Annotated in this window: 25 protein-coding genes; 14 read left to right on the top strand and 11 right to left on the bottom strand. The window is 36.0% G+C overall.

Going from position 1 to position 19919, the window contains the following annotated elements; all coding sequences use genetic code 11:
* Positions 1 to 86: 86 nt before the first annotated feature.
* Both GAB14E_RS04080 and GAB14E_RS04085 read right to left on the bottom strand, forming a co-directional pair.
* Positions 87 to 551, bottom strand: coding sequence for a glycoside hydrolase family protein (locus tag GAB14E_RS04080; protein WP_033083889.1), 465 nt, complete (start codon positions 549 to 551; stop codon positions 87 to 89).
* Between the two features lie 320 nt (positions 552 to 871).
* Entirely contained in the window at positions 872 to 1528 is a 657-nt protein-coding gene (locus tag GAB14E_RS04085) for a PEP-CTERM sorting domain-containing protein (protein WP_033083888.1), read from the bottom strand.
* Between the two features lie 281 nt (positions 1529 to 1809).
* Here GAB14E_RS04085 and GAB14E_RS24595 point away from each other — a divergent pair, with 281 nt between their 5' ends.
* Both GAB14E_RS24595 and GAB14E_RS04090 read left to right on the top strand, forming a co-directional pair.
* Positions 1810 to 2175: a type II toxin-antitoxin system HicA family toxin gene (locus GAB14E_RS24595; protein ID WP_081967889.1), complete on the top strand. Its 366-nt coding sequence runs from the start codon at positions 1810 to 1812 to the stop codon at positions 2173 to 2175.
* The gene (locus GAB14E_RS04090) at positions 2139 to 2858 is read left to right on the top strand and encodes a hypothetical protein (protein WP_033083887.1); all 720 of its coding nucleotides are present in this window, start codon (positions 2139 to 2141) and stop codon (positions 2856 to 2858) included. Before GAB14E_RS24595 ends, GAB14E_RS04090 begins: the two co-directional genes overlap by 37 nt.
* Before the next feature lie 55 nt (positions 2859 to 2913).
* Here GAB14E_RS04090 and GAB14E_RS04095 read toward each other — a convergent pair whose 3' ends face one another.
* The 4 genes from GAB14E_RS04095 to GAB14E_RS25580 all read right to left on the bottom strand — a co-directional run bounded on the left by GAB14E_RS04095 (position 2914) and on the right by GAB14E_RS25580 (position 4201).
* Entirely contained in the window at positions 2914 to 3111 is a 198-nt protein-coding gene (locus GAB14E_RS04095) for a hypothetical protein (protein WP_033083886.1), read from the bottom strand.
* A gap of 406 nt (positions 3112 to 3517) precedes the next feature.
* Positions 3518 to 3865 (bottom strand): hypothetical protein, encoded by a 348-nt coding sequence (locus tag GAB14E_RS04100; RefSeq protein WP_033083885.1) that lies wholly within the window; start codon positions 3863 to 3865, stop codon positions 3518 to 3520.
* A complete protein-coding gene (locus GAB14E_RS04105; RefSeq protein ID WP_033083884.1) occupies positions 3852 to 4070 on the bottom strand; it encodes a helix-turn-helix domain-containing protein in 219 nt (72 codons plus the stop codon). The genes GAB14E_RS04100 and GAB14E_RS04105 overlap by 14 nt, the downstream gene beginning before the upstream one ends.
* On the bottom strand, positions 4070 to 4201 hold the full coding sequence (locus GAB14E_RS25580; RefSeq protein WP_269429129.1) for a hypothetical protein: 132 nt from the start codon (positions 4199 to 4201) through the stop codon (positions 4070 to 4072). The genes GAB14E_RS04105 and GAB14E_RS25580 overlap by 1 nt, the downstream gene beginning before the upstream one ends.
* A gap of 124 nt (positions 4202 to 4325) precedes the next feature.
* Here GAB14E_RS25580 and GAB14E_RS04110 point away from each other — a divergent pair, with 124 nt between their 5' ends.
* The 4 genes from GAB14E_RS04110 to GAB14E_RS04125 all read left to right on the top strand — a co-directional run bounded on the left by GAB14E_RS04110 (position 4326) and on the right by GAB14E_RS04125 (position 5363).
* Positions 4326 to 4544, top strand: a complete 219-nt coding sequence (locus GAB14E_RS04110; protein ID WP_033083883.1) for a hypothetical protein — start codon at positions 4326 to 4328, stop codon at positions 4542 to 4544.
* A 137-nt stretch (positions 4545 to 4681) separates the two neighbouring features.
* Complete coding sequence (locus tag GAB14E_RS04115; protein WP_033083882.1) at positions 4682 to 4930, top strand: hypothetical protein; 249 nt, start codon at positions 4682 to 4684, stop codon at positions 4928 to 4930.
* A complete protein-coding gene (locus GAB14E_RS04120) occupies positions 4930 to 5178 on the top strand; it encodes a hypothetical protein (RefSeq protein ID WP_033083881.1) in 249 nt (82 codons plus the stop codon). The genes GAB14E_RS04115 and GAB14E_RS04120 overlap by 1 nt, the downstream gene beginning before the upstream one ends.
* Positions 5178 to 5363, top strand: coding sequence for a helix-turn-helix transcriptional regulator (locus tag GAB14E_RS04125; protein ID WP_033083880.1), 186 nt, complete (start codon positions 5178 to 5180; stop codon positions 5361 to 5363). Before GAB14E_RS04120 ends, GAB14E_RS04125 begins: the two co-directional genes overlap by 1 nt.
* Positions 5364 to 5550: 187 nt before the next feature.
* Here GAB14E_RS04125 and GAB14E_RS04130 read toward each other — a convergent pair whose 3' ends face one another.
* The 3 genes from GAB14E_RS04130 to GAB14E_RS24285 form a co-directional block, all read right to left on the bottom strand.
* Positions 5551 to 5976 carry a hypothetical protein gene (locus tag GAB14E_RS04130; protein WP_033083879.1) on the bottom strand — a complete coding sequence of 142 codons (426 nt, stop codon included), beginning with the start codon at positions 5974 to 5976 and terminating at the stop codon, positions 5551 to 5553.
* A gap of 101 nt (positions 5977 to 6077) precedes the next feature.
* The gene (locus GAB14E_RS04135) at positions 6078 to 6641 is read right to left on the bottom strand and encodes a hypothetical protein (RefSeq protein WP_033083878.1); all 564 of its coding nucleotides are present in this window, start codon (positions 6639 to 6641) and stop codon (positions 6078 to 6080) included.
* Between the two features lie 450 nt (positions 6642 to 7091).
* Complete coding sequence (locus GAB14E_RS24285; protein ID WP_052093983.1) at positions 7092 to 7637, bottom strand: energy transducer TonB; 546 nt, start codon at positions 7635 to 7637, stop codon at positions 7092 to 7094.
* A gap of 639 nt (positions 7638 to 8276) precedes the next feature.
* On the opposite strand from GAB14E_RS24285, the gene prfC reads away from it, so the two are divergent.
* The 3 genes from prfC (at position 8277) to GAB14E_RS04150 (ending at position 12979) form a co-directional block, all read left to right on the top strand.
* Positions 8277 to 9860 carry a peptide chain release factor 3 gene (prfC, locus tag GAB14E_RS04140; RefSeq protein ID WP_033083900.1) on the top strand — a complete coding sequence of 528 codons (1584 nt, stop codon included), beginning with the start codon at positions 8277 to 8279 and terminating at the stop codon, positions 9858 to 9860.
* 315 nt (positions 9861 to 10175) lie between these two features.
* Complete coding sequence (argS, locus tag GAB14E_RS04145; RefSeq protein WP_033083877.1) at positions 10176 to 11936, top strand: arginine--tRNA ligase; 1761 nt, start codon at positions 10176 to 10178, stop codon at positions 11934 to 11936.
* Positions 11937 to 12088: 152 nt separating this feature from the next.
* Positions 12089 to 12979: a TatD family hydrolase gene (locus GAB14E_RS04150; RefSeq protein ID WP_231562095.1), complete on the top strand. Its 891-nt coding sequence runs from the start codon at positions 12089 to 12091 to the stop codon at positions 12977 to 12979.
* 27 nt (positions 12980 to 13006) lie between these two features.
* Here the strand turns inward: GAB14E_RS04150 and GAB14E_RS04155 are convergent, their stop codons facing one another.
* Entirely contained in the window at positions 13007 to 13705 is a 699-nt protein-coding gene (locus GAB14E_RS04155; protein WP_033083875.1) for a hypothetical protein, read from the bottom strand.
* Positions 13706 to 13806: 101 nt separating this feature from the next.
* Between GAB14E_RS04155 and serB the strand changes: the two genes are divergently transcribed.
* Entirely contained in the window at positions 13807 to 14817 is a 1011-nt protein-coding gene (serB, locus tag GAB14E_RS04160) for a phosphoserine phosphatase SerB (protein WP_033083874.1), read from the top strand.
* Between the two features lie 304 nt (positions 14818 to 15121).
* Complete coding sequence (locus tag GAB14E_RS24280) at positions 15122 to 15310, top strand: hypothetical protein (protein WP_052093982.1); 189 nt, start codon at positions 15122 to 15124, stop codon at positions 15308 to 15310.
* Positions 15311 to 15470: 160 nt separating this feature from the next.
* On the opposite strand, the gene GAB14E_RS24590 is transcribed toward GAB14E_RS24280, so the two are convergent.
* On the bottom strand, positions 15471 to 16406 hold the full coding sequence (locus tag GAB14E_RS24590) for a DUF1353 domain-containing protein (RefSeq protein WP_197061237.1): 936 nt from the start codon (positions 16404 to 16406) through the stop codon (positions 15471 to 15473).
* 541 nt (positions 16407 to 16947) lie between these two features.
* Between GAB14E_RS24590 and GAB14E_RS04165 the strand changes: the two genes are divergently transcribed.
* From GAB14E_RS04165 to GAB14E_RS04175, 3 genes are all read left to right on the top strand, one after another.
* Complete coding sequence (locus GAB14E_RS04165; RefSeq protein ID WP_033083873.1) at positions 16948 to 18138, top strand: DUF6794 domain-containing protein; 1191 nt, start codon at positions 16948 to 16950, stop codon at positions 18136 to 18138.
* A 29-nt stretch (positions 18139 to 18167) separates the two neighbouring features.
* Complete coding sequence (locus tag GAB14E_RS04170) at positions 18168 to 18509, top strand: hypothetical protein (protein WP_033083872.1); 342 nt, start codon at positions 18168 to 18170, stop codon at positions 18507 to 18509.
* A gap of 548 nt (positions 18510 to 19057) precedes the next feature.
* Entirely contained in the window at positions 19058 to 19318 is a 261-nt protein-coding gene (locus GAB14E_RS04175; protein WP_156115780.1) for a hypothetical protein, read from the top strand.
* Positions 19319 to 19919: the final 601 nt, after the last annotated feature.

Genomic DNA, 19919 nt, shown 5'->3' with positions numbered 1-19919 from the left:
GCTAAAACGAGTCTTAACGCATAATTGTGGACAAATAAAAAAGGCCGCATATATTTAAAATAGGCGGCCTAATAGCCTTAATAAGTTCATTGCCAAACACCTGCATTCATTTGTTGAGCAAGCTCATCAGCTCGACTACCTACTTGGTTAGCCCATCGGCTATCAAGCATTTCAATTGCTGCCTCTCGGTAGCATTGCTTCCTGATGGCTCGCATCATGTTCTTAAATTTAAATAATCCTGTCACACCTAAGTTAAATGCCATATTTATACATACAGCCTGACGAGCAGAGTTCAACTCCCCCCAAGACAAGTATTCTTTAATTAAAGCTGTCACTTCATTTACATCAATAACAAGCAACTGCTCTGCTTCACCTTCTGTCATTGGTGTTTCATCGAACTCACAACGACCAAGCCATGCTAGTTCTTTTAATGAGAACGGGTTACCTCCAACATTACGGCCGTAACCGATGGTTAGTTTTCCTGATGTACATTGATAATAATTTGCTTCAAACCCTTCATGTACTTTAAGTTGTTCTATTAAATTCATCATTATTGGGTACCAGAAACAAAAAAGCCCTATCAAATGACAGGGCAAAATATGTAAGTAAGGTGGCTAAGTTATGTATTAATAGTATGCCACACCAAGCTTTCAGCACTAGTAAAGTTATGCTGTGCGCTACAACTGAAAAAGCCCCAACATTTCTGATGGGGCTTTAACAACAATAGCAAAATCATACCCTTTTTTGAGGGAATAAAAACCGCAAATATGCCGAGTTCCAAAATAACTGTCTTTGCCGGCTATTTAATCCAAGTAATGAAGTCGATTTGGTTGATTAGCAATACAATCTTACAGCTCACTAAATGTTGACATTAAACCTTTCTTTTTCTAAAAAAAACTAACCCAAAGAGGCTCAAACCAAATAGTGCAAGAGAGGTAGGTTCTGGCATGTCTGTCGAACGAAAAACAACATCAGCAAAGCCACTGTATGATATCGCCCCATGATTACTCTGAATATTCATATGTAAAAACTGTAACGACGTTGAGGCAAAATTAAACACTTCAGATGGGTGAGGATTATTAGTATTCGTTGCATTAAATACTCCTAATGAGCCTATTACTCCATTTCCAAAGTTGTTATCGTTATCGAATAATAATTCAAACTGATTTACAGCAATCGCCCCACCGCTGCCGCCCCAACTGCTATTCCACAGAGCCATTGCATTAAGTGAAACGTTACCACCAAAGTCAAAAGAAATAATACCTGTGACAATATTTTCGCTTGATATCCATTGTTCAAAAGCCACTGAGTGCGTTGTTCCAGCAACGTAGGAGTCGAAATCTGTAAGCCCACTTACATACAATGCAGATAGTCCGTTTGGATTAATTACGTCCTGAATAAGAAAGGATGGATTGATTGCCCCCATATTGGTGCTTATAGTGTTCGCTTGAATTAGTGTTGCATTCGCTGCTGTTGGAACCAACAGCGACATTAAAATAATCACATACGCATTCTTTAAAAATTTCATGCAGAAACTCCCCGAAAAGCTAGTAACTTTAAGTGGTCATTCTATTACATGAATAATCCTTTTTAATTTCTCCCTCTTTTTGTCAATACGAAATTGACATATTGGTAATAGCAACCACATAAAAAAAGACATTGTCAAAAATGCTCTTTAGTAAATTTTACTGACATAATCAATATAGTTACTAATTTTTTTAAATTCAAGGTTGTCAAAATGGTTTGATTTATTGCATTTGTCTCTCTTTAGCATGTTCACATACACACGCGTGTTTATGTGATTAATTTATGGTTTTGACAAGTAGATGTAATGATGAGCAAAGAACTGATAACCATATTGAAAAATCAGGTTGCAAGATGGTACGGCAAGGGAAAGGTTCTCACCAAATATGGGAGTCACCAATAAACACGAAGATGTTTGTTGTCCCTCACCCCAAAATTTCTGATGGGGCTTTAACAAAAATAGTAAAATCATACACTTTTTTTTGGGAAAAAAACCGCATATATGCGGTGCTTTATAAATTGTTAGTTAATTTGCCTTTGAGGCTGTGGACATATTCGACCTATAGTGCTCTACTTGTCACTAAAAGTATGATCGTAATAGGAATTTACAATATATGGATGTACAATCGGATAACAACGAGTCAGTTTTAGTGAAGTTTTTCGGAGCTGAATTTTCATTTACTGGAATAAAAACAATCAAGAAATTTTTTCAATATGGATTAGTAGTACTTGCTTTCTTCATTATATTTCAAACTGAAATTAGTGTTTTATTTAATAAATATATCCACCCAGAAAAACATTCACAAAAACAGCACCTTAATGAATACCACAACGATGTACTACTCATTCTTGAAGCTTGGGATTCAGTTATAGATATTGATGATAGAAGCAAAAAAAGCGTAGCTTTTATTAGAGAAAATATTGATATGAATTTAGCTCGATATGGAAAGTTGCAGACAAATTTATTATCGGAGGTGAACCAAATCACCTGGTTGTTTCATGCGGCGAGACTAAAAATTATTGAAGCTGATATTACATCCGATAGAAAAGCTATAATGGAAGCTGTTACCTTGCTGAAAAAAGCAAAAGACAAGAGTAATGACCCAGTAAAATTAACAAAAGAAGATACCAAGTTCCTTAAACGTATTAATATAAACAAACTGATTAAACGCACATCACTAAATGCTTATGCTTTAACATTTCATATCACTAAGGACATCATTTATTCTGGCTTAGCTAATAATATTTTAATGGATTTAGGTGGCTGTGAAGAGCTGAGTTCTTCTTATTTTTATCATGAAAAAATAGCGAACGCTATCAATTGTACAGTTTAAGTTATAGGGCGTGATGGTAAGTTGTCACCATCACTCTTAATTGGCTATAACAACATTAAGAAAATCTACCTATCCAACTCTTGAATTCATCTAAATAAGTAGTACTACTTTTAGGTGGTTCAAAAGAGCCGTTATCATTTCCAACTATTATTTGATTGTTTTGAGGTTGTTCTTGATAATCCATTGCTGCAGCAACTCCAGACAAGGCCACAAATGTTACAAACACTTTTAGACTTTTCTTCGTTCTCTTCATGAGATAATTCCCTTCCATGTATTTTAATTGTTTTTAAGATCCATCATATTTAACATCATTTATTAATTAATAACTCGGGTAAATAAACGATATAAACTTTTAAAATCAAATTGAGTATAACTAAAATAACTACATAAACAATATCTTTGTACGAAATACAACTAAAAAACAGTGCTTATACAGTGCTTGCACAGTGTTTAACGCTTCTATTTAAGACATAGCCCACACTAGTGCATAATATGAACAAGTTTATTATGTAGGATAATCTTATTTTATAAAAGCGGTAGCTATACTTTACTATATATTTCGAAATGGAGTTTTACTAAGCTTAATATATGACTTTAAATAAGTTTTTTTGAAAACATAAGTTTTTATCATTTATACGGGAATTATTGATTACCCATATTTATAACAACTCCCTTTCGGCTTTTCTAATCCAAAACAAAAATGTTGGCCTGTCACTAAAGTATAGTATTGCCCCTTTGTTAATATATCGCTGGCGCAACGCAATTTTACACTGATGATTTAGTATTTCCAGGCTGTTATCAATCCGCTCTATATGTACAGGTACATGAATACTGTCTGCACTATTATTGAAAAGGTATAAAGTACTCGAGCTGGCGCAATCAACCTCGCAAGCTTCTTTTATGGCCTGAACATTTGATTTACTAGAATAGCCCTGCCCTTCTTCTTGACGAGCCCAGAAGTTCCCCCACTGCTTCAAATCAAACTGAACATCTTTAATTGTTCTCATTGGCGGCTAGCTCCAGTGCTTCAGTCAGTGACATTTTAAATACATCAGTAATTAACCAAATGGCATCATCAAACGGTACTGGGGTCTTTAAACGCTCCCACCGGCTGATAGTATCAACATCAACGCCATGGCAATCAGCGGTAAAAGCCTGAGTCATACCTCTAGCTTTTCTAGCTATTTTTATTAGAACACCACCTCTGATCATTAAACTACGCCCTCACTTTTACCTGGTACTTCTTGCTCTTTAGGTTCATTTACTTCTGCTTCTCGCTGTTCATCGCAATGGATTGAAATAATCATATTGCCCTTAAAAACATCATTTAAAATATTCCACATACAGATACATTTAAACGTCACGCTAAGCCACAACGCAGCTAGATTTAGTTGAAATGTCACTATCGCGCTGGAACTTGAAACGAATGAGCGTAGGGCTAAAGCCTTTTAATTGAGGGAATTTATTATGGAAGAGTTAACAGGCAAGCAAATAAAAGCGAGAGCTTATTACTCCAAGAATGCTGAAAAAATCAAAGCGCAAAAGCGTGATGGTTATAGCAAGTCGGTAAGCCGGATTGTCACGCCAAAGGTGAAGCCATCCCTAACACTTAAAGTCATAGATAAACGAAAACATAACCCTAAACCAAAGTATGCGGTAGCTCAGTCATTCGTTATCAATACCTAGGGGAATCATAAAGAATACATCCCCGAGTTTGAGGATAGGAAGATAAGCGCAAGGCAGCGAATTGAAGATATCGTTTATCGCAATGAACTTCGAGAACTTGGGCAAATAATTTTAAATTAGCAAAATGGAGCAGCGTGATGGAAGTTGAAAAAAATGTCCAAATAAAACTTTGCATCGGCTTGGTTGGTATTTGTGTTTTGTCCATCGTCGGGGATGAATGTGACGGTGTTCATAATGACCTATTACAAATTGGTGCTGAAAATTGGCATGACAACCTTCCCGAACACGACAAACCAATAGAAGGTATTTATAGCTTTTCATGCAACGTTCATTATTCTGATGACGATATTACCTATGAAATAATTGAAAGCATGGGGGAGTCATAATGTTAACTAATGAAGCTGCTGAGCATATGCAAAGCCAAGGTGGTTTTTACACTGCTGCCAAACTCGCCAATGAAACAAGTATTTCAGCCAAAGAAGCGACCGGACTCTTATACAACATTCGCCAAGGTAAGAAATATCAAACTGATGAAACATCTTTACCTGGCAGAGAAGTGAAAGTAATAACTATAAACGGCAATAAACAATCAAAAGCTAACTTATGGCACTTGGCCATGTTTGGAGCAGCATAATGTCACACCAACTATTAACCACTAAACAAGTATGCGATCTTTTTGTTGTAACAGATCGTACTATTTATAATTGGTCAAAGAAAAACCCTAACTTCCCTAAAGCAATCAAGCTTGGTGGTACAAACAAATACCGCCAAAGCGATATTGAAAGCTTTATTGATTCACTAACAGCTAATGCGGCTTAGGTCGTTATTTGCAACCAAATAACTTGATAGTGACGGCTATTACCACAATATAGTCTTTAGCTATGTACAGTTACTGGACAGTTAGGGTTAGATTTTGTATCGATAACGACCCAATAAGATGCATTCAATAGTAGGTTGAAATAGCGAAAAAAAAGCATAACCCTACGGTTTTATGACTTGTTATGTTTTATACCCCATATAGTTTTAAAAATGCAAATAGAGCAACAAAGACAACACCAAATGAAAATGCAATGTAGTTAACATATACCCATTCTTTTAAATTAAGATCCCTTTTATGACTCCCCTCATTTCTAATATATGATTCAATTGCATTTGTATGAGCAATATAAATAAACAATGTGGAAATAACTGCAATAACAAATGCTAAAATTGCTGACGAAAATAAAACAACACTAATAGTTGAATTGGGCTCTGAAATTAAAGTTACCAGCAAACCAATACCCGCAGATGAAAAAGTAAATATAGCTTTGTTAGCATCAATACGTGAAGAAATGAAAGTTGACATCATTACTGAGTAATGAGCAATATTTTTACCTTCAAGCTCTTTTAACTCACGGATTCTTTTTTCAATATCAGACTCTTGCTGAACCATATGTAAAACCTAATGCCCCATAAGCGGCTAAATAATTGTTGGCTATCATAGTGAATAAACGAACACAGCCAACAGTTATGTGTCCGTATATTCAGCGCTTGTTATGTGCTGGATGCCATAGTTGTATAGGCATTTAAAAATATAGATATAACAATAAGACCAACAGCACACACCAATCCTGCGTATATTTTTGTACGGCGATAGGATTCTTCACCTCTTTTAACTCGCTCCCATTCTGCTTTTAAAAGAGGACTTGAGCTTTTTACTAAAAAGTTAGCTAAAATTTTAACCTTATTATAATCCTGTAAATTGAAAGCATTTTGGAGTTCATTAAGGTTTGTCAAGAAGGTGGAATTTAGGTGTTTTGTTGGAATATCAGGATCTTTTGCATTTATCCTAGTTAGTAATCCCGTACACGCCGCAACATAAAGTCTATGGGATTCTTCCACGTCTGATGCTTTTGGCTCTATTGTATTGGAATAGTAATACGCTAAATAAAACACAGAAGCGACGAGAGCCGCCAACTCCTTTCTGAAGTCATTTATCCAAGATTGCCTAAATTCGGAAACCTTCTGTTCTTTGCTATTTATCAAGTTAAAATAAGAAAAAACACCAGCTATAAAAGCCGCAAATATAGTTCCAAATACAATTATTGATTTATCCACCAAATATCCTTGTGCAGCTAACAATAAAATTATGTAGGCGTATCAGTACCCCACCTACTCGATTGTTTTCCAATCTATCTTAAAAGTCATTAATTTCAAAGTCTTAATTTTTTATGATTTACAATAATAAGATATTATTGTAAATCATCAGTAATACGATAAAAAAACATTAGAAAATATATGGCAAAAAATTAAATACTAATGTCTTCTTTGCGCACCAAGAAGCCCTTAACAAAAGGGCTAATTAATTTGGAATTCACTACTTTTTTAAAATGAGATGTTAAGGACGGTAAGTACCACTTTGCGGTCATTAGCCATTTATATGAAATAGTACATTTGGATTAGATTTTGTATTGATAACGCCCAATTAACGGGCTAAAATAGCGGGTTAAAATGGTAGCGAAGCGAACAGTCCGCTGTTTTTAGTCCTGTTGAATTTCTTGTTATATTTTAAAGTCCTCCGATCTTTTCAGCCGCTAATTTTTCTAAATCCAAGCTTATTTCAGACTCTGGTTCATTTTTTTTGGGTGTGTTGTCAGTTAATGAAAAATCAAATCGTAAAGTGCCTTTTACTTTAGCGGGCTTCCCATTAACTATAGCTGGAGCATAGCGCCAATATTTTAACGCTTTGACCATTGATATATCGAAAATTCCTTCTGGCTCAGACTCTATAACATTTATATTAATGTTACAGCCATCTTCATTAATAATCCTTGAGACTTTTACATAACCCTCTATTTTATTTTTACTTGCATAAGAAGGGTATTTAGGCTCTATAATTAATAATGGTTTCGAATTCCATTTAACCCTTTCATCATCTGTATTTAACAATTTGTCGAACATATTTATTGATGAAAATTCAAGGTCTTTTGCATTACGGCAACTTATAGCTTGTACTATTTTAGGTTTAGCCTGGGGTTTAAGCTGGGATTTAGGTGGAGTAGATTTACAGCTTAGAATTGCAACTGATAAACATAGAATAGTGATACGGTACATAGTAGCCTCGAAAAATATAACAGCTTATTATGGATACGTCTTAGTAACCTTTGCACCATAAGTAACATTTAATTCACATCAATATCCCATACTTTCAATGCATTAGAAACAATTAACACTAAATATAATAAAAATTAAAGAGGTTACTAATACGTCTTAGTAACTGACTTTTACCATATAACAAATAAAGTGAGTTAAATTCAGTTGGTTAGGTGATTTATATTGGTCATATTTTTAATTGATTGTGTGTTACTAAGACGTCTTAGTAACATTATGTGAATGATTCATTCATTAGCAAATATAGGGCAAAAAATTAAATGCTAACGTCAGCTAAGCGCACAGAGAAGTATTTGAAGTATAAAATGGTAAATAGGCTTATAGAGGTAGCAGGAAAATTATGATCATTAATATTGATAATTTACACAAGTACTCAAACAACTTGGACGAATTGTTCAAATTGAATGTTCAACTATAACTTTTAACTGAATAACTAACCGAAATTAACCAAAGTCGCATATCGCGGCTTTTTTTATTTGTGGTACAATGCGCCCCATAATTGAACGATGCAGAAATAACCGGAAAGGTTAAGAAAAGCATTCTATGTACACCAGCATGTACACCAGCGAGACAAAACAAACAATGACAACCCAACAAGCCAAGCAAGTAGACCTACGCAGAACCTTTGCCATCATTTCGCATCCGGATGCGGGTAAAACCACTATCACTGAAAAAGTACTTTTATTTGGCCAAGCTTTACAAAAAGCCGGCACGGTAAAAGGTAAAAAATCAGGTCAACACGCTAAGTCTGACTGGATGGAAATGGAGAAAGAGCGTGGTATCTCAATTACCACCTCAGTAATGCAATTTCCTTACAAAAATTGTTTGGTCAACTTACTTGATACTCCTGGTCATGAAGATTTCTCAGAAGATACTTACCGTACATTGACTGCTGTAGATTCATGTTTGATGGTAATTGACGTTGCCAAAGGTGTTGAAGCACGTACAGTTAAATTAATGGAAGTTACTCGTCTGCGTGATACGCCAATTATTACCTTCATGAACAAAATGGATCGCGATGTTCGTGACCCAATGGAAGTCATGGATGAAGTTGAAGAAGTCTTAAAGATTAAGTGTGCCCCTATTACCTGGCCAATTGGCATGGGTAAAGAATTTAAAGGTGTTTATAACCTAGTTACCAATGAAACATTCTTATATCAATCAGGCCTTGGCCATATGATTCAAGAAGTACGTATCATAAAAGGCTTAGATAACCCTTTGCTAGATGAAGCTGTTGGTAGCTTTGCCGAAGATTTACGTGAAGAGCTAGAGCTTGTTCAAGGTGCTTCTCATGAATTTAATTTAGAAGAATTTTTGAGTGGTGAATTAACACCCGTCTTTTTTGGTACTGCACTCGGTAACTTTGGTGTTGATCATATGCTTGATGGTCTGACTAAATGGGCACCTAAACCTTTACCACGTAAAACAGATTTACGTGAAGTAGTTGCCACTGAAGAAAAATTCTCAGGTTTTGTTTTTAAAATTCAAGCCAACATGGACCCTAAACATCGTGACCGTATTGCTTTTATGCGTATTTGCTCAGGCAAATATGAAAAAGGCATGAAGATGAAACAAGTACGTATCAACAAAGATGTAAAAATTGCTGATGCGGTAACCTTTATGGCGGGTGATCGCTCTAACGTTGAAGAAGCATACGCGGGTGATATCATTGGTTTACATAATCACGGTAGCATTCAAATAGGTGATAGCTTTACTGCTGGTGAAATGATGAAGTTCAGCGGCATTCCGAATTTTGCGCCGGAAATGTTCCGCCGTATTCGTCTACGCGATCCATTAAAAGCCAAGCAATTACAAAAAGGTTTGATTCAGTTATCTGAAGAAGGTGCCGTACAAGTATTTAGACCTTTCATTAATAATGACATGATTGTAGGCGCGGTTGGTGTATTGCAGTTTGAAGTTGTTGTGCAACGTTTGAAAACAGAATATAAAGTTGATGCTATCTATGAAGCCATTAGTGTTGCTACTGCACGCTGGTGTACTTGTGATGATGAACGCACTTTAGAACAATTTAAAAAGAAAGCTGGTGATTATCTAGCGCTTGATGGTGGTAATAACTTAACTTATATAGCACCAACTATGGTTAACTTATCGTTATCACAAGAGCGTCATCCCGACATCGAGTTCCACTCGACACGTGAACACTAGTTTGGCTTCCTAGTTTTTCATTTTTCGGCGTTGCTTAATCATTTTTATTCAGTCACTTAGTGTACTAAGCTCGTTTATAAAAATGACCAAGCGCCTGGTAAAATAAGAAAACTAGATTGCCAAACATGAGAGATATAAGAATAAGTTTGATGTTACTGTAAAACATCAAAAAACAAATAAATGTACTAGCTGTGAGTTACTCCATTCTCGCAGTTAGTTGGTTCAAGGCAGAAGAAAGCGCGCGGAGTTGACGTTAGTCAATGAGCACGGTTGATAAATGTATTGGACCAAATAACAAAGAGAATGAGATAACGAATGAATATTAAGAATATATTGAGTAAAAAAGTTAGCGCCGCTATGGTTGCTGCAGGCTTACCTGAAGGTACTAACCCTGCGTTAAGTTTATCTAATCGTCCAAACTTTGGTGACTACCAAGCCAATGGTGTGATGGGCGCGGCTAAAAAACTTAAGACTAATCCTCGCGAGCTAGCAACTAAAGTTGTTGCTGAGTTAGACCTAGACGGAATAGCTAGCAAAATTGAACTAGCTGGCCCTGGCTTTATTAATATTCATTTAGATGAGAGCTGGTTAGCGACTCAGCTTAATACAGTTGCTCAAGATAGTTTTATTGGTGTAACACAACGTGGTACATCAACAGACGATAAACAACAAACGGTAGTTGTAGATTACTCTGCACCTAACCTTGCTAAAGAAATGCATGTGGGTCACTTACGCTCAACCATCATTGGTGATGCGGTAGTACGTGCTTTAGAATTTCGTGGTGATAAAGTTATTCGTCAAAATCACATGGGTGATTGGGGCACGCAATTTGGTATGTTAATCGCGCACTTAAGCGACAAACTTGCCAGTGATGAAGTAGCTGAAACAGCGCTTGCCGATTTAGAAAACTTCTACCGTGAAGCAAAAGTACGCTTTGATAACGAAGAAGGATTTGCTGATAGAGCGCGCGCCGATGTAGTTAAACTGCAAAGTGGTGATGTAGATTGTGCCAAGTTATGGCAACAGTTTATTGATATTTCAATTACTCACAGTGAAGAAATCTACGAGAAGTTAAATGTATCATTAAAACGCTCTGACATTATGGGCGAAAGCGCTTATAACGATGACTTATCGACTGTAATTGATGAGCTTATGGCCAGTAAAATTGCCGAAGAGAGTCAAGGTGCTAAAGTTGTATTTATTAATGAAATGGCTAATAAAGACGGCGAAGCTCCGGTATTTATCGTACAAAAATCAGGTGGCGGTTTCTTATACGCAACCACTGATTTATCAGCCTGTCGTTACCGTAGTGGCAAGCTAGCAGCTGATCGTATCATTATTTTCACTGATGCTCGTCAAGGTTTGCACTTCAAGCAAGTTGAAATTGTTGCTCGTAAAGCTGGCTTCTTACCTGACAATGTAGGCTATCAACATTGCCCGTTTGGCATGATGATGGGGAATGATGGCAAGCCATTTAAAACCCGTACTGGTGGCACCATCAAGTTAGCAGAATTACTTGATGAATCTATAGTTCGTGCAGCAACATTAATCAAAGAGAAAAATCCTGAGATTACTGAAATTGATTTAACGGAAATATCAAAGAAAGTAGGTATTGGCGCGGTTAAATTTGCCGATTTATCGAAAAACCGTACCAGTGATTATATTTTCAACTGGAAGACTATGTTGAGCTTTGAAGGTGCTACCGCACCTTATTTACAATATGCTTACTCACGTATTCAGAGTATCTTTAGCAAAGCTCAAGCGAGCTCTGGTACGTTATCAGCTAATGCTGTTATCAACATTATTGAGCCACAGGAAAAAGCCTTAGCATTAAAATTGTTACAACTTGAAGATGTTATTGATGCGGTAATTAGCGAATGTACACCTAACTTGTTATGTAACTACCTTTACGAGTTAGCCAGCCTCTATATGAGTTTTTATGAAGCCTGCCCTATCCTTAAAGACGGTATAAGTGAAGAAGTTAAAACGTCACGCTTAGCCTTATGTAAAGTTATTGCTGATACATTAAAGCAAGGGTTAGATATATTAGGCATTGAAGTAATGGAACGCATGTAATTTAATCCTACTTATCGCAATTGATACGTCAAAGGTACTCACTGACTAAAGTCAGCTCCGTGCATTTTCCTTTAACTTGCGATAACTAGTTATAAATTAGATATAATAATAGTTTAGGGTTATAAACTCATATTACCGATCCCTAGGAGGCAATGATGCAATTTACCGATAGTCATTGCCACCTTGATGACAAAGCTTTCCAAGCGCAATTATCCACCTTATTAAGACAATGTGCAGAACTTGCCATTAACCGCATTATTGTTCCTTCTATTGCCCCAAACAACTTTGATAATGTCTTAACCTTAGCGAAAAAACATCACAAAAATCCGATTGAAATTTTTCCCTGTTTAGGCATTCATCCGTGGTTTTTACAAGATTTAAACGATACTCACCTTGAGCTTTTAACTGAAAAAGTAATACAGGCTAAGAATGACATTATCGCCATAGGTGAAATTGGTATTGATGGCGCAATTATTAAGCGCTCTGATGACCCAGACAAAGAGTTAGTAAAACAGCAACACTTTTTTGATTTTCAGCTCAACCTTGCTAAACAACAAGACTTGCCAGTAATAATTCATCACCGACAATCACACGATAAAATCATGCCCTTTTTAAGAAGACACCAGCTCAATAAAGCAGGTATTATTCATGGCTTTTCAGGTAGTTACCAGCAAGCGACAGACTATATAAATTTAGGCTATAAGTTAGGTGTTGGTAGTACTATCACTTATTCTCGTGCTAAAAAGACCATTAATACCTTTAAACGGTTACCATTGGAGAGTTTAGTATTAGAAACGGATGCCCCATCGATGCCGCTAAGTCAGGAAGTGATAGCTAAAGAGGCATTGAGTAACAGTGAGTTAGATAAATTAAAAAAAATTGAGTTCGCTAAGTCGACAGCTAGTACTCCGGTTAATTCCCCAGCTAATTCCCCAGTAAATATAATCAATATTTTTGAAGTATTATCAACAATGCGAGCTGAAAGTCCTGAGCAAATAGCTAATCAACTTGAGCTTAATATCGAGCAGATATTCTTTAATTAAAGACTTAATTTACAATAAATTAGAATACTAAGAGCCAGCTTTTTGTGACGACGAATTTAACCGATAACCTCGCCTGCTAAAACGATTTAAACCTCGGGTTAGTAAAAAGCCAACAACCCCTGCCAATAACAACATTAGTCGATGTAAAGATTGCTGCTCTTCATCTGCTTTTGCTAATATGTCCATTAAATAAGACTGTTCGATAGTAAAACGTAGATAACCATGCAGTTCCTGGCTAGTTGGGTCGCTATAGCTAATTTCTTCAATGAAAGGTGTTAACTTATCAGTTAGGTTGCGTTGGTGTGGAGAAATACCATAAAGATCGTTAATACTTTTGGCTTTAGGGCGGGCAATTTCATCACCTTGTTTATCAATTCCTACCGATGTACTCGACACTAATAACAAACCAGTGGCATCATATAAATGCGCTTGCTTAATAAAGTTAACTTTAGCTAAGCCATCAAGATAGCGTTGTAATATGATTTTTTTTTCAATATTATCTTTATGTTCTAGTTCAAGAATAACAGTCACACCCGCAATAGCTTGCTGTAATTGTTGCTTAGCAATAAAGGTAAAGTGTTCGGTTAAATTATGACTATTTTTCACTCCAGTTGAGTGTAAGATACTTATAAGCACTATGATAAGTAAAATTGCACTAGTTAATTGTAGAATTTTATTATAAATCGACGATAATTTAGGGTATAAAGGCTGTTCGGTTTGCTTCATAAAACCACAAGTGACTATTTTAGCGCATTAATAGTGTCACTATAGTTAGATTATTAACTGATGTGAAGTTTAATATTTATAACATACCCTAGAGAGTTAACGTGTCTTTTATCGCCAACGTATTACCCCTGTCGCTTGAGCAGTATTTATCCCAAAACCTACAAGGTAAGCAATTACCCGTTACCTTTAACTTATCGGAGCAAGCACTTGACTTTGATGAACGGCCCCTTAATATAAACCTAAATCAAGACACAATAGAATTGGTAGTATTTCAGCAACTATGCCTCGCTCAGCTGTTAGCTTTGCAAAGCCATGCCCAACTAGAGATACTCGCACTCACCACTATTAATCACCGTAATAATCAAACCAGCTGTCGTTTCCAGGTAAGTTGTAGTGATTTCATTCTAGCGCGTAAAGCACTAGCCGATTTTACTTTAGCAAATGATATTGAAGCAGCTTTATTAAGACAAGTACCAACATTATCTGAACCTGGTTTATTAGTAATGGATATGGACTCAACCACCATCGAAATTGAATGTATAGATGAAATAGCTAAACTTGCTGGTGTTGGAGAGGAAGTCGCTATAGTTACTGAGCGCGCTATGTTAGGTGAACTAGACTTTGCACAAAGCTTACATCAACGTGTGGCGACATTAGCGAACTCTCCTGAAAAAATATTAAGCGATGTTGTTAATGATATCCCACTCATGGCTGGCTTAAAGCCATTAATTAGTGAGCTTAAAAAACATAACTGGCGTATAGCTATTGCTTCCGGTGGTTTTACTTATTTCGCTGACCACCTAAAAGAAAGCCTTAATTTGGATGCTGCTTTTGCTAATACCCTTGAGATAGTGGATGGCAAGCTCACTGGTAAGGTATTAGGTGATGTAGTGGATGCGCAAGTAAAAGCCGACTCTCTCGCTATTTTAAGTAAAGAATATCAAATTCCAAAAAATCAAACCGTTGCCATGGGTGATGGCGCTAATGATTTAGTAATGATGGCTGCTGCAAGTTTTGGTGTTGCCTTTCATGCCAAACCTATTGTCTTAACGCAAGCCGATAGCACTATCAATATACAGGGCTTAGATTGCCTGTTGCACTGGTTAGCATAACCCTAAACGTTGCTAACAGTGACGACATAGCTGGAATTGTAGAAGCGCAGGAAGCTTAGTTTGACCTAAAATTAATTGATGCTTTAATGCCTACGGGTGTTGAACTTGGCTTGCTTGGTCATTTACCTTTTTTGTCGTGGTTCACCCCAAGCACCCACTTGCGCAACTAATCAGTGTATCTAGAGCTGAACTCGCCAAGTATACTCAACTAATAGTGCGTAGCGCTGAAAAAAAATCGATTTCCATGCTACCAGAAATATCGCCTAAGAAATTCTGGTAAAATGATTTTGAAGCACTAAAATGTATGGCTGAATATAATCTCGGTTGGTGTTACTTACCTGCTCATATCGCACAACCGCCAATAGATAACGCTAGCTTAATACGTTTACCTGTTAGTTTTGATATAAAAACATGGACGATATCTGTTGACCGAGTTATGCCGCTTGATACGGCAAAAAGTTCCGCCTTGTTGTGGCTAGCCAAAGCATCATAAAATTTATTTCATGACTAGTAATGATGACTATTATTGATAGCTAGCGATATAGGCTAGCAACAAAGATTAATGACTTAATGTAAGAGGTAATGCCATACTTAGAACAACGGCATTACTTATTTATTTACTTATAAACGAAAAGTCTAGGCGCAGTAAAGTTTTACCAATTCACGCTGGGCTTGCCTTCTTGACAGGCTGGGCACTTACGTCGATGTATTTCTGCTGTTTTAGCGCCATATACTTCATCACAATGTCCACATGCCATTTTATAAGTTACCCTCTTCTTGTCAGTAGCATCAAGATTCCTACTGCCTAACACTTTTTGTTTATTGCTATTCTCATAACCTATTTGTGTTGTTTTAGTGGTACCACTAACAAATAATTCGTTGCTACAACCCTTCTTATTAGCGTTATCAATATCGTCAACATTACCCTCTGACACCTGTTCTTGATGTTTATTGTTGGCTCGTTTTTCATCATCAACCGTCCACTTAAAAGGTACTTTATCTTCCTTTTTATCTCGCCATGCCCGCCAAGCTTTAAAACCGCCGAGCCATAAACCAAACTTAGCTAATTCATTCAACATTGGTATTTGATTTATATCGTTACCAATACCTTTAAATAGCTCATCCCAACCCGATTGAACTGAGATTGTTTCATCCCATTCAGGTTTGTTATTTTCATCTAAGATGTATATGCCATTGTAGCGATAACCGTAATCATGGATAAGACCAGGAATTAACAACAAACCTACGGGACTTAACAAGCCCCAAAGTGGTTTAGGTATTGAAGCGCCATTAAACTCAAAACCAGCATGAACAGCATATTTTTTGCCTTTATATTCAAAAATGAAAGCCTCTTCTACGCGCCAGCGCCTTACCTGAAAAACAAGAATGAGTATCTTATTGAGCAAGCCATTTTGATTGGCGGTTGAGATAGGAATAGGACGCAACACAGGCATATCAGCCATATTAATAAGTGTGTTAGCAGTAGTTAATTCTTTATTTTTACCTTGTAGGAGCGCTAGGAGTACAAGATAAACGACGAAAATACAGGTAACAATAGTGCCAAAAAAATTGACCAATAAATCAAACATTTCGAACTCCATCTCAACATGAACAAATAACAACCAATTATCACTTGATTTTCATACTACGTCTATAGTTAACCGCTGATTTTTAATGAATTATTCATTCACCCCACCAGACTAGTTTCATTTCAACTTTTATCCCAGTGAAATGTTCACTTTACCGAATAACTTTAGCCTAACAATGGCATTAATCATTGAAGAATAATTACCTTTATAAAGCAGCCTCCCTCTTTTAAAAGTTGCACATCTTTCCAGTAATACCATATTAAGGTCAAATTCTCTGTGGGGGCGTAATTCGTAAACGATGAACCACTTTAACACTCTTTTCTTTTTAACTTAGTAATAGAGTGTGTTGCATTGACCACTTAAGATCACAACACAAAATGGGCATTGTTTATTAGTTAAAATCGCCCTTAATAAGAGACGAAATAAGACGCTTCATTAATCAGCTGTAATGACTTGTTCGTGCGCTTAGTTGACGTAAGACTTTGAAAATATTAAGGTCTGCTTAGAGCGATAAGCAGACATCGGTAATTAAAAACAATCTATGGAAAGAGCCATTATCAAATATATTTATTTCACTTTATTCTTAATCATAATGGGATGTTCATCTAGTCAAAAGAACGACAATTCAATTCCTTCGACATTACCCCTAGCGGTTTTAAATTTGATAAATACTCTTCCTTCAGATGATTTAAGCATGATTAAAAATGGAAGTGAAGACGATCTTAATCGACTACATCATGGGTTTGGAACAGGTTTAAGAAATTCATGGGGCCTATGGTATAACTCTCCTTTAGCTCAGTGGTTTAACCAAAAAGGAATTTCTCATGCTGATGATATGAGTGGGATTATTATTAAAAGCTTATACCGTGAACTTAATGATCTACCTTGGAAGCTAGATGAACAATTTGAGTATTACCAAACATATTGGAATCAAGTAAAGGAGTTTGAAAAGAAAGAATTTTTACAAAAGGATGTTAGGGCTAATAATAGAAAATCAGCGATGCTAAATTGGAAATGGACTTCAAACGAAGCACCTGAAGCAGTGCTGCCACTTCAACCAAAATTCAAAGACGTATGGGGACTAGAACCATATAACGGTGGATTTATAGTAATCATAAAAGGCTGGCGGAAAGAGTTCAATACCATCTGGCATGATGGAATATATTTTATAAATTCAACTTCTCAACAACTCAATCCAATATCGTTGAATAAATGTCCTGAAATTCACGATGTTGTTATTGAAAATGAGACTGCTCATTGGCTTTGTAAAGAAAAAAGAAGTTGGAGTATCGTTTCAACAAACCCATTCCTTGAAACAATTAAAAGGGAATTATATAACCCTTCTCAAACCGATTGGTTGAGACTAGGAAAAAGTAAGGAAAGCTTACTAGTTATATCACCTGATACGATTTATGAAGAGCAATCAGGTAAATTAACTGCCATCTATAAAGCCTCCTCGGCAACAAGAGAGTACCCCCATTTTGATCACGATGGTTTAGGGCAAGAAACCAAGGAGGAGTATTTCTTTTCACAAAGAAGTGCTACACCTATTAAATTTAATGGGGCAGTCTATTTTCAAGTTGAAGATACTGGAAATGAAACTGATCTATATCGCTTGAAACTCACAGAAGAAGATATTGAAAGTGCAGATGAAATTTTTATTCATGATTATATTGGTAGATGGGCTATCCACGTCAGTAATATAACAGTGAAAGGGATGACTTATGGATAGGTACTCCTAACCAAGGGACGTTAATAAAGTTGAGTAAAGGGAATGAAATTGAAATAGCTTCGATCTTTAATAAGTTAACTCATGTTGATGAATTGAATACAGAAAGCCAGTCAGACTGGAAAGAGTTTTTACCCACTGGTGCGATAACATTTGTTGGGGATACTATGTATCTAGCTTCAACTAATGGAGTTGCAAAGGTCAAAGATGGAAATATTACCCCCTTGACTTATTTTACTTACCCTGAAGGCATGAAACGTACTCCGTATACGTCTAGTCCTCAGTATGGTTTTCATATAAAACCTCAAAGGCTTGGCGTTTTTAATAACGGTAGTTTTATAATTGGAGATCGTTTTGACGGTTTTATTTATTAAATATTAAAAACCATGGATATGAATTTTATATTCCTTCAGTGGTTAATGAGTTATATAAAATAGACTGACTATATCAAATAGTTGACTGACTGCTTTTGGCACAAAGCCATCCTCATGAGACGGCTTTTTAATACCTAAAAAACGTCCGCAATGTGGTAAAAGTGAGCCTTAGCTTTTACCCAATGGACTATTAAAAATAGTTCACTGCTAATGACTTCTTGGTGCGCTAAGGCGACATTAGAAATAAATATTTTGCCATATATTTTCTAATGAATTATTCATCTGATGTTGCTGAGACGTCTTAGTAACACAACTCAACCAGTATGATTGTTTTATAACCACTTGAAATTATGAGGATAAACCTATTTTTTCGTTAGCTTATTACTGATACCTCTTAGTAACACCCAACCATTTATAAAAAATTATCGTTTACTGCTTCTAATATATTGATGCCATAGGATATTAATATAAATTATTTAATATTTATGGTACGGACATTACTAAGACGTATCCATAGTAAGCTGTTATGTTTCAGGGATAAAGTTGCAATGGATTCCGATTTGTTAGATATATTCAAAGGTAAAACAGTATCGTTTGGTTCTGATTCAGACACCCTTGCGATTAAAAATATAACGTTCAAATTGATACACGATAAGTTGTTTGTTGTTGGTCAAATTCCTCTAAGTGCAACTGAACAGGATTTGGCTCTAAAAAAGCAGTGTGCAATTTCTTGGGATTCAGTGAATGACTATATTGTTTTTGATTCCGAGGAAGAATATTCTAAATGGGTAGAAGTAACTGAAACATAACAAGAATTTAAAGCGGGACTGCTAACAGTTTGCTCGGTTTCGCTTCGCTACACATTTTAGCAAACAATTATCAGCCCCTTAAATGGGCGTTATATGTGTATGGAATCCTCATAATATGGAAACTAAATCTTATAAACGAAAAGTCATAGAGGCGATTGTGATTCTTCCTATATTATTCATTCTTACGGGCTGGTTCGCAGTATATATTTTTCAAAATAAATCGGAGTTTAGTACCCTTCAATTTACATGTTTGACCGTTTTATCTTTATGTGGAATTGTATATTCGGTTTGGACATTATATGAAGCAATCCAAGATATAAAGTCTACTAAACACATATACAAGTCACTCAAAAGGACAAATAGCAGTTGGCTTTGTTCGCTTCGCTCTCTATTATAGCCAACAATTATTTGCCTCTTAGTGGGGCGTTTTAAAATATTTATGGAAAATGAAAATGAAAAACAAAATATATACAATTATTTTATTTATTACCTTAGCCAGCCCTGTAATGGCACTAGAATGTGAAAATTATTCTGTGAAACATTTACAAATTCAAAAAACTACGGTTTTAGTCAAGTTTAATTCACTTGAAGGTGCAGAAAC

It is taken from the genome of Colwellia psychrerythraea (assembly GCF_000764185.1).
Classification (GTDB): Bacteria; Pseudomonadota; Gammaproteobacteria; order Enterobacterales; family Alteromonadaceae; genus Colwellia; species Colwellia psychrerythraea_B.
This window is presented reverse-complemented; position numbering and strand designations above follow the sequence as displayed.